This window comes from Streptomyces nogalater (genome assembly GCF_039532885.1).
GTDB classification, from domain to species: domain Bacteria; phylum Actinomycetota; class Actinomycetes; order Streptomycetales; family Streptomycetaceae; genus Streptomyces; species Streptomyces nogalater.
This window is the reverse complement of sequence record NZ_BAAASM010000002.1, coordinates 253,503-267,612: the sequence shown is the minus strand read 5'-3', so window position 1 is coordinate 267,612 and position 14,110 is coordinate 253,503. Positions and strand designations below refer to the sequence as shown.

At 72.1% G+C, this 14,110-nt stretch carries 13 protein-coding genes; 11 read left to right on the top strand and 2 right to left on the bottom strand.

Annotated elements, in window-relative coordinates:
• Positions 1-57: 57 nt before the first annotated feature.
• Positions 58-1,023, bottom strand: a complete 966-nt coding sequence (locus ABD350_RS03160) for a glycoside hydrolase family 6 protein (RefSeq protein WP_344346105.1) — start codon at positions 1,021-1,023, stop codon at positions 58-60.
• 333 nt (positions 1,024-1,356) lie between these two features.
• On the opposite strand from ABD350_RS03160, the gene ABD350_RS03155 reads away from it, so the two are divergent.
• Positions 1,357-2,370, top strand: a complete 1,014-nt coding sequence (locus tag ABD350_RS03155) for a LacI family DNA-binding transcriptional regulator (protein ID WP_344346104.1) — start codon at positions 1,357-1,359, stop codon at positions 2,368-2,370.
• Positions 2,371-2,462: 92 nt separating this feature from the next.
• Here the strand turns inward: ABD350_RS03155 and ABD350_RS03150 are convergent, their stop codons facing one another.
• Complete coding sequence (locus ABD350_RS03150) at positions 2,463-4,109, bottom strand: glycoside hydrolase family 43 protein (RefSeq protein ID WP_344346103.1); 1,647 nt, start codon at positions 4,107-4,109, stop codon at positions 2,463-2,465.
• Between the two features lie 412 nt (positions 4,110-4,521).
• Between ABD350_RS03150 and ABD350_RS03145 the strand changes: the two genes are divergently transcribed.
• From ABD350_RS03145 to ggt, 10 genes are all read left to right on the top strand, one after another.
• Complete coding sequence (locus ABD350_RS03145) at positions 4,522-4,959, top strand: hypothetical protein (RefSeq protein ID WP_344346102.1); 438 nt, start codon at positions 4,522-4,524, stop codon at positions 4,957-4,959.
• A 261-nt stretch (positions 4,960-5,220) separates the two neighbouring features.
• The gene (gene pcaDC, locus ABD350_RS03140) at positions 5,221-6,522 is read left to right on the top strand and encodes a bifunctional 3-oxoadipate enol-lactonase/4-carboxymuconolactone decarboxylase PcaDC (protein WP_344346101.1); all 1,302 of its coding nucleotides are present in this window, start codon (positions 5,221-5,223) and stop codon (positions 6,520-6,522) included.
• 38 nt (positions 6,523-6,560) lie between these two features.
• The gene (locus tag ABD350_RS03135; protein WP_344346100.1) at positions 6,561-7,196 is read left to right on the top strand and encodes an MBL fold metallo-hydrolase; all 636 of its coding nucleotides are present in this window, start codon (positions 6,561-6,563) and stop codon (positions 7,194-7,196) included.
• A gap of 35 nt (positions 7,197-7,231) precedes the next feature.
• Positions 7,232-8,011 carry an exodeoxyribonuclease III gene (locus tag ABD350_RS03130; RefSeq protein WP_344346098.1) on the top strand — a complete coding sequence of 260 codons (780 nt, stop codon included), beginning with the start codon at positions 7,232-7,234 and terminating at the stop codon, positions 8,009-8,011.
• 15 nt (positions 8,012-8,026) lie between these two features.
• Entirely contained in the window at positions 8,027-8,446 is a 420-nt protein-coding gene (locus tag ABD350_RS03125) for a DUF6278 family protein (protein WP_344346097.1), read from the top strand.
• Positions 8,447-8,596: 150 nt separating this feature from the next.
• Positions 8,597-9,340 carry an amino acid ABC transporter ATP-binding protein gene (locus ABD350_RS03120; protein ID WP_344346096.1) on the top strand — a complete coding sequence of 248 codons (744 nt, stop codon included), beginning with the start codon at positions 8,597-8,599 and terminating at the stop codon, positions 9,338-9,340.
• Between the two features lie 17 nt (positions 9,341-9,357).
• The gene (locus ABD350_RS03115; protein WP_344346095.1) at positions 9,358-10,269 is read left to right on the top strand and encodes a glutamate ABC transporter substrate-binding protein; all 912 of its coding nucleotides are present in this window, start codon (positions 9,358-9,360) and stop codon (positions 10,267-10,269) included.
• An 11-nt stretch (positions 10,270-10,280) separates the two neighbouring features.
• Entirely contained in the window at positions 10,281-10,925 is a 645-nt protein-coding gene (locus ABD350_RS03110; protein WP_344346094.1) for an amino acid ABC transporter permease, read from the top strand.
• A complete protein-coding gene (locus tag ABD350_RS03105; protein ID WP_344346093.1) occupies positions 10,922-11,800 on the top strand; it encodes an amino acid ABC transporter permease in 879 nt (292 codons plus the stop codon). Before ABD350_RS03110 ends, ABD350_RS03105 begins: the two co-directional genes overlap by 4 nt.
• A gap of 281 nt (positions 11,801-12,081) precedes the next feature.
• A complete protein-coding gene (gene ggt, locus ABD350_RS03100) occupies positions 12,082-13,884 on the top strand; it encodes a gamma-glutamyltransferase (protein WP_344346092.1) in 1,803 nt (600 codons plus the stop codon).
• Positions 13,885-14,110: the final 226 nt, after the last annotated feature.

Sequence of the window (14,110 nt, the reverse complement as noted above, 5' to 3'; positions counted from 1 at the left end):
GGGAGCGGGCGAAGGGCGCCCCTGGCCGTGCGGCCAGGGGCTCGGGGGCGGGGCGGCTCAGTAGCCGTAGATCATCTTGTAGGCGACCTCGGGGAGGAACTGCCCGGCGGAGGAGCCGGTTCCGACGCCGCAGTTGCCGTCCGACTCACCCGGAGTCTTGATCCAGAGGAGCATTTCGGCGCCTCCGCCCAGCCGGGTCGGGGTGCCGATGCGGCGGCCCGAGGGGTTGCACCACTGGCCGTTGGAGCCGTTGCCGTTGCGGCTGGTGTCCACGACGAACGGCTTGGTGTAGCCGTAGCGGCGGCTCAGTTCGCTGTTGACGGCGTTGCCGTAGGCGGTGTTCTCGGCCGTGGTGAAGTAGTTGGAGATGTTGAGCGAGAAGCCGTGGGCCTGGCGGAGGCCGGCGTCGTTGAGGCGCTGGGCCATGGTCGCCGCGCTCGCCCAGCCCGGGTTCCCGGCGTCCAGGTAGACCCAGGTGTTGGGGGCCTGGCGGCTGAACTGGGCGAGGGCGCCGGTGAGCATGGACTGGCGCTCGGCGATCTGTGCCTGGGTCATGCAGCCGTAGTCCCCGAGGGAGTCCGGTTCGAGGAGTACGACGGCCGGGCGGCCGGCGATACCGCCGGCGAACTGGGCGATCCAGGTCGCGTAGGCGGACGCCGAGGAGGCTCCGCCGGCGGAGTGCCCGCCGCAGTAGTCGCGGTTGTAGATGTTGTAGGCGACCAGCAGGGGCAGTTTGTCCTGGGCGTCCGCGGCGCCCGCGTACGCCCCGGTGGCGGTGCCGATGCTGCCGCTCCAGGAGCCGAACCAGCGGGCCATCGGGGTGTTCGCGATCGAGGAGTTGATCGCGGCGGCCCGGCCGTCGCCGGGGTTGGCGGCGGCCCACCGTTTCGCGCTGGAGTCGGGGTCCGTGTAGAACCCGCTGGTCATGGTGGTGGGGTCGGCCGCGTGAGCGGACGGGGCGACGGCGAACGCCAGCGGCAGAGCGAACAGGCCTGCCACCAGGGCGCGGATCCTGCGGCGCATGACGGTACCTCGATTCCTGGGGGGACGCGTGCACGCCCTCGTCCCGGGCGGGCGACGCGCTGAGGAGGTGCGGTGATAAGACGGCCCTGATGGGAGCGCTCCCATTGGAAGCGGTCCCATAGCGCCGTGCGGCCTACGGGGTGTGGTGGGTAATCGTGTGGCGGGCTGCCGGAGCTGTCAAGGGCCGCCGCACGCCCCGCGGTTCACAGCGGCTCCCGGGTCTTCCCGCGAGGCGTCGCAGGCTCTAGAGTCCGGGAACTGGAAGCGGTTCCAGTCCCGTTCGGCGCTCCCGGTCCACGGCCGGAGGCCGACGCACCGAAAGGCTCCACGCTGATGGCAGAAGGTGCGCCGCGTCGCCAGCCGACGCTCGACGAGGTGGCCGAACGCGCCGGTGTCTCCCGCTCCGTGGCCTCCCGCGCGCTCAACAACGCCCCGCACGTCAGCCGCGCCAAACGCGAGGCGGTCCAGCGGGTCGTCCGGCAGCTCGGCTACGTACCCAATCCGACCGCGCGCGCCCTCGCGACCCGGCAGACCGGAGCCGCCGCCCTGGTCGTCTCCGGAGAGGATCCGTCGATCTTCGCGGATCCGTTCTTCGCCCAGGTGATCGTGGGGGCGTCGGCCGCCCTGGAGGAGGCCGACCTGCATCTGATGCTGTGCCTGGCCGCGTCCGACCGGGGCCGCGAACGGGTGGCCGAACTCCTGCGCGGCAAGGGCGCCGACGGCGTCATGCTGATGGCGCTGCGCGAGAACGACCCGCTGGCCGCGCTGGCCGAACAGGCCGAGATGCCCGTCGTGTTCGGCGGCCGCCCCGTCGGCTCGACGCCCCGGTGGTACGTGGACGCCGACAACGCCGGCGGGGCGCGCGAGGCGACCGAGTACCTCCTCTCCCGTGGCCGCAGACGCGTCGCCACCCTGTGCGGGCGGCTGGACACCGAGGCCGGGCGCGCCCGGTACCGCGGCTACCGGGACGCCATGCTGGGCGCCGGTATCGATCCGCTGCCGCCCGTGGAGGCCGACTTCACCGAGGCCGGCGGAGCCGCCGCCATGGCCGCGCTGCTGGCCGGACACGGCGACGTCGACGGGGTGTTCGCCGCCAACGACAACATGGCGGTGGGGGCGCTGCGCACGCTGCGCGAGGCCGGCCGGCCGGTTCCCGCCGAGGTCGCGGTGGTCGGCTTCGACGACCTCGCCGTGGCCCGGGTCGCCGATCCGCCCCTCACCACCGTCCGCCAGCCCATCACGGCACTCGGCCGGGAGATGGCGCGCATGCTCGTCGCGCTCGTGGGCGGGCAGGACCCCACCCCGCTGATCCTCCCCACCCGCCTGGTCGTCCGCGCGAGCGCCTGACGGCCGCGATCCGCCGCTCGGTCGAGCGTGTCCGGGCCGCCTCGCGGCCGCGGGCAGGCGGCCACGGGCGGGCTGCCGCGGTCCGGGGCCGGTCAGGGCGTGGACAGCTCGAACCGCGTGACGCGGACGGCGCCGCCGAGTGCTCGTGTGGCGTGGTTGAAGAGGGCGAACCGGTAGCCCATGAAGAACCGCCAGTCGTTGCCCAGCGTGAAGTCCGGGCCGAGACGGGTGAAGGTCGTGCCGTCGGTGCTGTAGGAGAAGGTGCCGGGGCGTGGCGCGCCGGGGCGGATGTCCGCGCTCGCGCGCAGCCAGATCCGGCTTCCGGAGATGGGCGCGCTCGCGAGTTCGGTGCCGGTGCCGGTGGTGTTCCAGTTGGCGTCCATGGTCAGGCCGCCGACCATCGCCACCCGGGTGACGCCGCCGTCGCGCTTGAGGCCGATCCACGCGGAGGAGTCACGCAGCAGCGCCAGTCCGGCCCGGTCGCCGTCCCGCATCGCGGAGTGGTCGAGCTGGACCGTGGCGGTGGAAGTGGGGCCCTGTATGCGGTGGGTGAGGGTGTTGCGGGCCCAGTAGAGGTCGTTGGTGACGGTCGCGGTCCGCAGGGTGAGACCGCCGCCGGCCGACCACTTGGTGTTGTCCGGGTTGTGGTTCCACTCCCATCTCGGTGCGAGGGTGGTGCCGTCGAAGGTGTCGACGCCGGTCATGGGGGTGACCTGGCGGGGAGGTGCGGGCACGGCCGGGCTGGGATAGGTGGTGCCCCAGGCGCCGTTCACCAGTTGTACGACGGGCCAGCCGTCCGGGGTCCAGGTGACCGGCGCCAGCGCGGGCATCCGGCCGCCGGGGTAGGCGTCGACGAAGGCCAGGTAGTACCAGGCGCCGCCGCGCGTCTGCACCAGCCCGCCCTGGTGCGGCACGCCACCGCCGGGGATCGGCCCGCGCAGGTCGAGGAGGACCTGCCGCATGGTGTACGGGCCGAAGGGACCGCTGGAGGACTTCAGGATGTACTGACCGTTCGCGGGGCGGGTCAGGAAGATGTAGTACTGCCCGTTGATCTTGTAGAAGCGGGAGCCCTCAAGGGTGCCGACGCTCGACGGTGTGGTGAACACCTGCTGCGTGCGCACCTGGGTGCGGCCGTCGGGCGACAACTGGGCCACGCTGATGGTGGTGTTGCCGTACGCCACGTACAGGGTGTCGTCGGTGTCGACGAGCAGCCCCGCGTCGTAGTAGGGCGTGCCGATCGTCGTGAGCCGGCTCCACGGCCCTTCGGCGGCGGTGGCGGTGTAGACGTACGTCCTGGCGAAGTCGATCTGGCCGAGCCAGTAGAAGGTCCTGTTGCTCGGACGGTAGGCCAGCGACGACGCCCAGATGCCCCGGACGTAGCCGCGGCCGCCGTTCAGGTCGTATTTGGCGCCGAAGTCGAGGACGGGCACCGAGTGCCCGGCGATCTCCCAGTTCACCAGGTCGTACGAGCGCAGGACGGGCGCGCCCGGCGAGTAGTGCATGGTCGAGGCCGAGGCGTAGTAGGTGTCACCGACGCGGATGACGTCGATGTCCGCGAAGTCCTGCCAGATCACGGGGTTGGTGTAGGTGGCGGCGGCACCGGGGGCAGCCCCGGCGAGGGGAAGGGCGGTGGTGGGGGATGCCTCGGCCAGGGGGAGGACCGCGCCGGCGGCCAGGCCGGTGACGGCCGTCAGCGCGCGGCGACGGGACAGTGGGTGATGCGGCCATGACGGGACCATGGGGCGTACTCCTTGCGGCTCGGCCGTTGCGGGCGGGCGTTACCTGGAGGTGCCGTGCGGGGGCGAAGATGCACGTTCGTCATCTCGAACGTCGGCCGGTCTACCGGCACATGGATGATCGGGGGGCGGCGGATCCCCGTCAATCCCTCTCGCAGGATTCGCTTGGACCGTCGAAACATTCGCTCGCCTCTGCTGTTCCGGATGGCTGCGAGCCGTGGCGAGCGTGTCTCACGGGGCGGAGGCGAGGGCGGCAGGTCGTAACGCGACGGAACCCCGGCCGGGGCTGACTCATCCGGCGTTCGGCTCCCGCAGCCGCTCCTTCCGAGCCTTGATCACTCGGAGCCGGTGCGGCTGCCGGGAGGTCCACCGGTCCTGCGTCGACTCCGGGCGTACGAGGACGTGCCCGAGGCGCGTGCGGTGCTCGCCGACCACGGGCATCTGCTGCTCGGGTGACCTCCGGGCGAACCCCGCCGTCTCCCGGAGCGGGCGGCACTTCCTGACCGGCAGCCGTGAAGCCGTGCAGGCCGTGATGGATCTCGTGGACGAGGACACGGGAGAGGCCGCCCTCGGGCCGCTCGGCCTCGCCTTGGACGAACGTTTCCCGGCTCTCATGCGGCTGCTGGCCGAAGTGGATCTGGAAGGACCGCAGGCGGTGAGCGACGCGGCGAACGAGGTGGTCCGGGAACTCGGCAGACTCCATGCCGACGCCCTCGGCGCGGACTTGTCCGGGCTGGTGGACGACGAGGGGCGGCCCGCCCGCATCGGCGGTGACCTCCTGGCGGAGGTCCGCACGGCGATGAAGGAACTCGTGGTGGTGGCCCGCACGGCACTCGCGACCGATGCCGGCTGAAGGCGACGACGGGACGGTTCGGCGGCAGGCCGGCCTGGGCGGGGACCGTCGGTACGATGCTCAGGCGTCTTGCCTGATGTATCTCGCCGACAACGGTGCGCCGGATCACCTGTCCGCCACGGGGGCCGGGCACACGCACGTGAAGACGACGAAGAAGTGGTACGTGAAGCCGGACGTGGCGGACCTGCTTCCGGCAGCGGAGGCATGGGGAGGTCTCGCAGGGAGCGTGTGACAGATCGTGACAGATGAAGGTGTGAACCCGTGACGGAAGCAAAGATCGAAACGCTGCAGTACCGCTTTGACGGGCCAGAGCACCTCCCCGTCCTGATCCTGGGTCCCTCGCTGGGGACCACCTGGCACATGTGGGATCGTCAGGTGCCGGAGCTGGCCAAGCAGTGGCGGGTCTTCCGGTTCGACCTGCCGGGGCACGGCGGCGCCCCCGCGCACCCCGCCGGCTCCGTCGCGGAGCTCGCCGGCCGGCTGCTGGCCACGCTGGACGCGCTCGGCGTGCAGCGCTTCGGCTACGCGGGCTGCGCGCTCGGCGGTGCCGTCGGCATCGAGCTGGCCCTGCGCCACCCCGAGCGGCTCGCCTCCCTCGCGCTGGTCGCGGCCTCCCCCCGGTTCGGCACGGCGGACGAGTTCCGCCAGCGTGGGGTGGTGGTCCGTACCAACGGGCTCGACCCGATCGCCCGGACCGCGCCCGACCGCTGGTTCACCGGCGGGTTCGCCGCCGCACAGCCCGCGATCACCGAGTGGGCCGTGCAGATGGTCCGGACCACCGACCCGGGCTGCTACATCGCCGCCTGCGAGGCCCTGGCCTCCTTCGACGTACGGCCCGAGCTGGGCCGGGTCGGCGTGCCGACGCTGGTGCTGGTCGGCTCCGACGACCAGGTCACCGGCCCGGCCGAGGCCCGTACCCTGGTCGCCGGCATTCCCGACGCCCGGCTCGCGGTCGTGCCCGGCGCCTCCCACCTGGTGCCGGTCGAGCAGCCCGCCGCCGTCACCGACCTGCTCGTCCACCACTTCTCCACCGCCTGGCAGCAGCCCTTCGACACCGGCCAGACCGCCCTGCCGGCCGCCGCCGCGACCGCCGTCCCGGCGCCCGCCCCGGCCGTGCCGGCGCAGGCCGCGCCGGTCGCCGAGATCGCCCCGGCCGCCGTACCCGCCGGGGCCGACGGCTCGCCCGACCGGTACGAGACCGGGCTGAAGATCCGCCGCGAGGTGCTCGGCGACGCGCACGTGGACCGGACGCTGGCGGACTCCGACGGGTTCTCCGGGGACTTCCAGGAGTTCGTCACCCGCTACGCCTGGGGCGAGATCTGGGACCGGCCGGGCCTGGACCGCCGTACCCGCAGCTGCGTCACGCTGAGCGCGCTGGTCGCCGGCGGACATCTGGAGGAGCTGGCCGCCCACACCCGGGCGGCCCTGCGCAGCGGACTGACCCCGGCCGAGATCGGCGAGGTGCTGCTGCAGACCGCCGTCTACTGCGGGGTACCGGCCGCGAACAGCGCCTTCCGGGTCGCCCAGCGGGTCATCCGGGAGGAGACCACACCCGCCGAGTAGGGCCGCGCGCGGCGGGCGCGGGCGTGAAGATGGGAGACATGAAGCTCACGAAGAAGTCCCACGCCTGCGTCCGCCTCGACAAGGAGGGCCGGACGCTCGTCATCGACCCGGGCGGGTTCTCGGAACAGGACGCGGCGCTCGGCGCGGACGCCATCCTGATCACACACGAGCACCCGGACCACTTCGACGAGTTCCGGCTGCGCGCCGCCATGGAGAACAACCCGGCCGCCGAGATCTGGACGCTCGGGTCCGTCGCCGAGCGGATCACCTCCGCGTTCCCGGGCCGGGTGCACACCGTCGGCCACGGCGACACCTTCACCGCCGCCGGCTTCGACGTCCAGGTGCACGGCGAGCTGCACGCGGTGATCCACCCCGACCTGCCGCGCGTCACCAACGTCGGCTACCTCGTCGACGGCGGCGCGGTCTTCCACCCCGGCGACGCCCTCACCGTCCCCGACCACCCCGTGGAGACGCTGCTGGTGCCGGTGATGGCCCCCTGGAACAAGATCTCCGAGGTGATCGACTACGTCCGCGAGGTCGCCCCGCGGCGCGCCTACGACGTCCACGACGCCCTGCTCACCGACCTCGCCCTGCCGATCTACGAGGGCCACCTCGGCCGCCTGGGCGGCACCGACCACCAGCGGCTGGCACCCGGGGCGGCGGCGGAGGTCTGAGCCGGTTGTCACAGGCTCCGGGTAGGTTGTGAGGCATGCGCATCGCCACCTGGAACGTGAACTCGATCACCGCCCGCCTGCCCCGGCTGCTGGCCTGGCTGGAGAGCAGCGACACCGACGTGCTCTGCCTCCAGGAGGCCAAGGTCGCCGAGGAGCAGTTCCCGTTCGACCAGCTCCGCGAGCTGGGCTACGAGTCGGCGGTCCACGCGACCGGCCGGTGGAACGGCGTGGCGGTGCTCTCCCGCGTCGGCATCGAGGACGTGGTCAAGGGCCTGCCCGGCGACCCCGGCTACGACGGCGTGACCGAGCCGCGCGCCATCTCGGCGACCTGCGGCCCGGTCCGCGTCTGGTCGGTGTACGTACCCAACGGCCGCGAGGTGGAGCACCCGCACTACGCCTACAAGCTCCAGTGGTTCGAGGCCCTGAAGACGGCCGTGTACGGCGACGCGCGGGGCAGCCGCCCGTTCGCGGTCCTGGGCGACTACAACGTGGCGCCGACCGACGAGGACGTCTACGACGTGACGGCGTTCGAGGGCTCCACCCACGTCACCCCCGCCGAGCGCGCCGCGCTCGCCGCCCTGCGCGAGGCGGGCCTGGACGACATCGTGCCGCGCCCGCTGAAGTACGACCGGCCGTTCACCTACTGGGACTACCGCCAGCTGTGCTTCCCGAAGAACCGCGGCATGCGCATCGACCTGGTGTACGGCAACGAGCCGTTCGCCAAGGCCGTCAAGGACGCCTACGTCGACCGCGAGGAACGCAAGGGCAAGGGCGCCTCCGACCACGCGCCGGTGGTGGTCGACCTGGACGTGTGATGCCACGCTGGGGGCATGCGTCTTCCGTTCCTGGGCCCCCGGCACAAGAAGAACGGTGAGGCGGCGCCGCCCGCCGATCCCGAGGCGGTCGCCGCGCTGCTGTCCGAGTGCGATCTGCTGCGCTCGCAGGCGGCCCGGGAAGGTGTCCGCCTCGACGACACCCCGGCCTCCCTGGAGGCCCTCGACCAGCTGGTCCCGCGCTGGCGCGACGACCCCGAGACCGTGCTCTGGCTGGGCCATGACGCCGGGCTGTACCTGGGCACGGTCGTGGTGCGCACGGTGCCCGGCGCCGCCTGGCGGATCCGCGCCGACGGCGAGCCCGTCGTACGGCTCGCCTCCGGCCGGACGGTGGAGGTGGTGCCGGCCGGGCAGGAGTGGGCCGCGACCGGGGCCCCCGAGCTGTCCCAGCTGTACGCCGAGATCGCCGAGGACTGAGCCCGCCCCGGCCACCCGCCGACCGGCCCCGGACCGCTCGTTGGCGTAAATACGGCTAATGCCCTGAAGGTGCGTGTCGTCCCCCGGCCGCACCGCCGGCTGGATAGGTTGCGGCAACCACGACACAGCCGAGAGCGAGTGGGGCTGCGGATGGCCGTCGATCCGTTGATCGAACTGCGCAACGTCAACAAGTACTACGGGGAGCTGCATGTCCTGAGGGACATCGACCTGACGGTCGGCAGGGGGGAGGTGGTCGTGGTCATCGGCCCGTCGGGCTCGGGCAAATCGACGCTGTGCAGGACGATCAACCGGCTGGAGACCATCGAGTCCGGCACCATCACCCTCGACGGCCGGCCGCTGCCCGCGGAGGGCAAGGCCCTCGCCCGGCTGCGCGCCGAGGTCGGCATGGTCTTCCAGTCCTTCAACCTCTTCGCGCACAAGACCGTCCTGCAGAACGTCTCCCTCGCCCAGGTCAAGGTCCGCCGGCGGGGACAGGCGGAGGCCGACCGGCGCTCCCGCCAACTCCTGGACCGGGTCGGCCTGCTGGACCAGGCCGACAAGTACCCCGCCCAGCTCTCCGGCGGCCAGCAGCAGCGCGTCGCCATCGCCCGCGCGCTCGCGATGGAACCCAAGGCGATGCTCTTCGACGAGCCCACCTCCGCCCTCGACCCCGAGATGATCAACGAGGTGCTGGAGGTCATGCGGCAGCTCGCCCGGGACGGCATGACCATGGTCGTCGTCACCCACGAGATGGGCTTCGCCCGGGCCTCCGCCAACCGGGTCGTCTTCATGGCGGACGGCCGGATCGTGGAGGACCGCAGCCCGGACGAGTTCTTCACCGACCCGCGCAGCGACCGCGCCAGGGACTTCCTCTCCAAGATCCTCAAGCACTGACCGGGGGACCGCGACCCATGTGCCGTACCACCCGTGTGCCCCGCGCCCTGTGCGCGCTGCTCGTGCTGCTGGCCGCCGCCTGCGGCAAGGAGGGCAGCCCGCCCGGCAAGGGACCGGCCGCCGGGAAACTCCCGCACTACCAGGTGGCCCGGGACGTCCGCCTGCCCGCCTCCCGTACCTGGAAGCGGGCCAAGCGCCGCGGCCACTTCGTCGTCGGCGTCAAGGAGGACCAGCCCTACCTGGGCGAGAAGGACCCGGCCACCGGCACCTACTCCGGCTTCGACATCGAGATCGCCAGGATGATGTCCGCCTCGCTCGGCCTGGCGCCGAAGACCATCCGGTTCCGCACCATCGCCTCCGCCAACCGCGAGACCGCCCTGCAGAACGGCCAGATCGACTACTACGTGGGCACCTACACCATCAACCCCAACCGCAAGAAACTCGTGGGCTTCGCCGGCCCCTACTACATGGCCGGCCAGTCGCTCCTGGTCCGCAAGGACGAGGACACCATCCACGGCCCGCGCGACCTCGCCGGCAAACGCGTCTGCTCGGCGGCCGGCTCCACGCCGTACCAGCGCATCCGGGCCGACTACCCGAAAGCGGTCCTGGTCGCCTACGACACCTACTCCGTCTGCGTCGACAACCTCCTCACCTACCAGGTCGACGCGGTCACCACCGACGACGCCATCCTGATCGGCTACGCGGCCAAGGTCCCGAACGAACTGAAGCTGGCCGGCAAGCCGTTCTCCAAGGAGCCCTACGGCATCGGCGTCCCGCACGGCGACGACGCCCTGCGCCTCGCCCTCGACGACGCCCTGGCGGCCCGCGAGAAGAACGGCGACTGGAAGAAGGCGTACGACGCCACGCTCGGCCTGTCCGGCGTGCCCGCACCCCACCCGCCCGCCATCGACCGCTACCCGGCGGGCTGAGCGAGGACGGCATGAACGTACTGACAGACAACTTCTCGGCCTACGGCGCCGGTTTCCTCGGCACCCTCGAACTGACCGTCTACGCCTCCCTGCTGGCCCTCGCGCTGGGCTTCCTGATGGCGTCCTTCCGGGTCGCGCCCGTCGGCTCCCTGCGGATCTTCGGCACCGTGTGGGTCGCCGTGCTCCGCAACACCCCGCTCACCCTGCTGTTCTTCGCGGTGCTGCTCGGACTGCCCCGGTTCGGACTCGTCCTGCCCTTCGAGGTGTTCGCGGTCCTCGCCCTCGGCTGCTACACCTCCGCCTTCGTCTGCGAGGCGCTGCGCTCCGGCATCAACACCGTGCCCACCGGGCAGGGCGAGGCGGCCCGCAGCCTCGGCATGACCTTCGGGCAGACCCTGTCGCTGGTCGTGCTGCCCCAGGCGTTCCGGTCCGTGATCCCGCCCGTCGGCTCCACCCTCATCGCGCTCGCCAAGAACTCCGCGATCGCGGGCGCCTTCAGCGTGACCGAACTGCTCGGCACGTACAAGACGCTCAACGAACTCGGCTACAACATCATCTGGACGTTCGTCTGGATCGCCGTCGGCTATCTGATCGTCACGCTCGCCATCAGCGCCCTGTTCCACGCGCTGGAGCGCAGGTGGGGAGTGGCCCGATGACCCCTGCCTCCGCCCTCTACGACGTCCCCGGCCCGCGCACCCGCCGACGGCACGCCCTCTACGGCGTCCTGTCCACCGTCGTCATCCTCGCGCTGCTCGCCTGGATCCTGTACCTGCTGTTCCACACCGGCCAGTTCACCGCCACCAGGTGGACGCCCTTCGAGTACCAGGGCATCCAGCTGCTGTTGCTGCGCGGACTCGGCAACACCCTGAAGGCGTTCGCGATCGCGGCCGTGCTCTCCCTGGCCCTCGGCGGGCTGCTGGCCACCGGCCGGCTGTCGGACCACCGGCCGGTGCGCGCGCTCGCCACGCTCGTCGTGGAGTTCTTCCGGGCCATGCCCGTCCTGGTGATGATCTTCTTCATCTTCGTGGCGCTGAAGGTGCAGCCGCTGCCCGCGCTGGTCGCCGGGCTGACCCTCTACAACGGCTCGGTGCTCGCCGAGGTGTTCCGCTCCGGCGTCCACGCCGTCGAACGCGGCCAGCGGGAGGCTGCGTTCGCGCTCGGCATGCGCAAGACGCAGGTCATGGCGCACGTCCTGGTACCGCAGGCGGTGCGCGCCATGCTGCCCGCCATCATCAGCCAGTTGGTGGTCGCCCTGAAGGACACCTCCCTCGGCTTCCTCATCACCTACGAGGAGTTTCTCCATGCCGGGAAACTCATCGCCTCCAACCTCGACTACGATTTGCCGTTCATCCCCGTGGTGATGGTGATCTCGCCGATCTACATCGGGATGTGCATGCTGCTCTCGTGGTTCGCCGGCTGGGTGTCCCGCCGTGAGCAGCGCAGCCCCAAGACCGAGGCGGTGGCTCACGCCCCGGCCGGCCCTGGGGCGCTGCTGCCCGGTGGGGAGCCCCCCATGGCCCCGAAACCCTGAGGGGGGCGGCAGTTCAACGGGCCAGGCTCGTCCGGCGGCAGCCGGAGATCACTGCTCGCGGAGCGGGACGGACACCTGTGACGGGTCGTCCCCGGGCGAGGAGAAGGTCAGCTGCGCGCCGGACGGGTTGTGCTCGCCGGTGTGACATCCGCCACCGGCTCCACCGGGCCCGCGCCGTACGCGTATTCGAGTTCCGGCATGGTGGGCCGGGGCACCGCGGCGTACTGTCGGTACAGCACCTTCTGGTTACGCTGCGCGGACTGTCCCGACGGGAGATACGCATGGGTCGCCCAGACAAGCGGAAACTGGCGGTTCTGGCGGTCTCGGCCGCCATGGTGTCGGTGGCGGCGGCGGCGCCGCCCGCCGCGCCGGCGAGCGGGACCGCCACCAAGACACCCCTGGCCGTCGGTTACGGCGGAGCCGTCGCCAGCGTCGACGCGGACGCCTCCGCCGCCGGCATCGAGATCCTCAGGCGCGGCGGCAACGCGGTGGACGCGGCCGTCGCCACGGCCGCCGCGCTCGGCGTCACCGAGCCCTACTCCTCCGGCATCGGCGGGGGTGGCTACTTCGTCTACTACGACGCGAAGACCCGCACGGTCCACACCATCGACGGCCGCGAGACCGCACCGCTCGCCGCGGACTCCGGCCTGTTCACCGAGAACGGCACACCGCTCCCGTTCGCCGACGTCGTCAGCAGCGGTCTGAGCGTCGGCACCCCGGGCACCGCCGCCACCTGGCAGAAGGCCCTGGAGGAATGGGGCAGCGAGAAGCTCCGTACCGTTCTGGAACCGGCCCGGCGAATAGCCCGCGACGGCTTCACGGTGGACGACACCTTCCGGGCGCAGACCGCGGCCAACGAGACCCGGTTCCGCCACTTCCCCGACACCGTGAAGCTGTTCCTGCCGGGTGGCCGGCTCCCCGTCGTCGGCTCCACCCTGAAAAACCCCGAACTGGCCCGCACCTACGAGCAGCTCGGCCGCGAGGGCACGGCCGCCTTCTACCGCGGGGACATAGGCGACGACATCGTCAAGACCGTCGAGCACCCGCCCGTGGACCCCGCCTCCGGCTGGAAGGCCCGCCCGGGCAAGCTCGCCGAGAAGGACTTCGCGGTCTACCGCGCCAAGCTCCAGGCCCCGACCAGGACCTCCTACCGCGGCCTGGACGTCTACTCCGTCGCCCCCTCCTCCTCCGGCGGCACCACGGTCGGCGAGGCCCTCAACATCCTGGAGCGGACCGACCTGTCGAAGGCCGGCCAGGCCCGGTATCTGCACCGCCTCATCGAGGCCAGCCGCATCGCCTTCGCCGACCGCGGACGCTGGGTCGGCGACCCCGCCTTCGAAGACGTACCGACGCGGCAGCTGCTGTCGCAGCGGTACGCCGACTCGCGCGCCTGCCTCATCAGGGACGACGCCGTCCTCACCAGCCCGCTCGCCCCGGGCGACCCGCGCCGGCCCGCACGCTGCGGCAAGGGCGGCACCGCGGCCCCGACGACGTACGAGGGCGAGAACACCACCCATCTGACCGTGGCCGACAAGTGGGGCAACGTCGTCGCCTACACGCTCACCATCGAACAGACCGGCGGCAGCGGCATCACCGTGCCCGGCCGGGGCTTCCTGCTCAACAACGAGCTGACGGACTTCTCCTTCGCCCCCGCCAACCCGGCCGTCCACGACCCCAACCTGCCCGGCCCCGGCAAGCGCCCGCGCTCCTCGCTCGCCCCGGCGATCGTGCTGGACCGGCACGGCAAGCCCGTCGTGGCGGTCGGTTCCCCCGGCGGCGCGACCATCATCACCACCGTGCTGCAGACCCTGACCGGGTTCCTCGACCGGCGGCTGCCGCTGGTCGACGCCATCGCCGCACCGCGCGCCAGCCAGCGCAACGCGGCGAAGACCGAGCTGGAACCGGGGCTGTACGACAGCGACCTCAGGAGCCGCCTGGAAGCCATCGGGCACTCCTTCACCCGCACACCGGAGATCGGCGCCGCCACCGGCATACAGCGCCTCCCGGACGGCAGGTGGCTGGCCGCCGCCGAGAAGGTACGGCGCGGCGGAGGCTCGGCGATGGTGGTACGTCCGGCCGGGTAGCCCCCGGCCACGGGGCCAGGCCGCGGCGGGGCCTGCCTTGGCGGGGCTACGGCCCGGTGGGGCCCTCTAGCGGGGCCAGGGCCTTGGTGCGGCCCACCTCTGTGGGGCTACGGCCTTGGTGGACCCCACCGTGGCGGGGTTACGGCCCAGTGGGGCCCCCTGGGGGGCTACGGCCGGTGAGGCTGCAACCCCCGGGCGGGGGCACGCCCGGCGCGGGGGTGTTCGG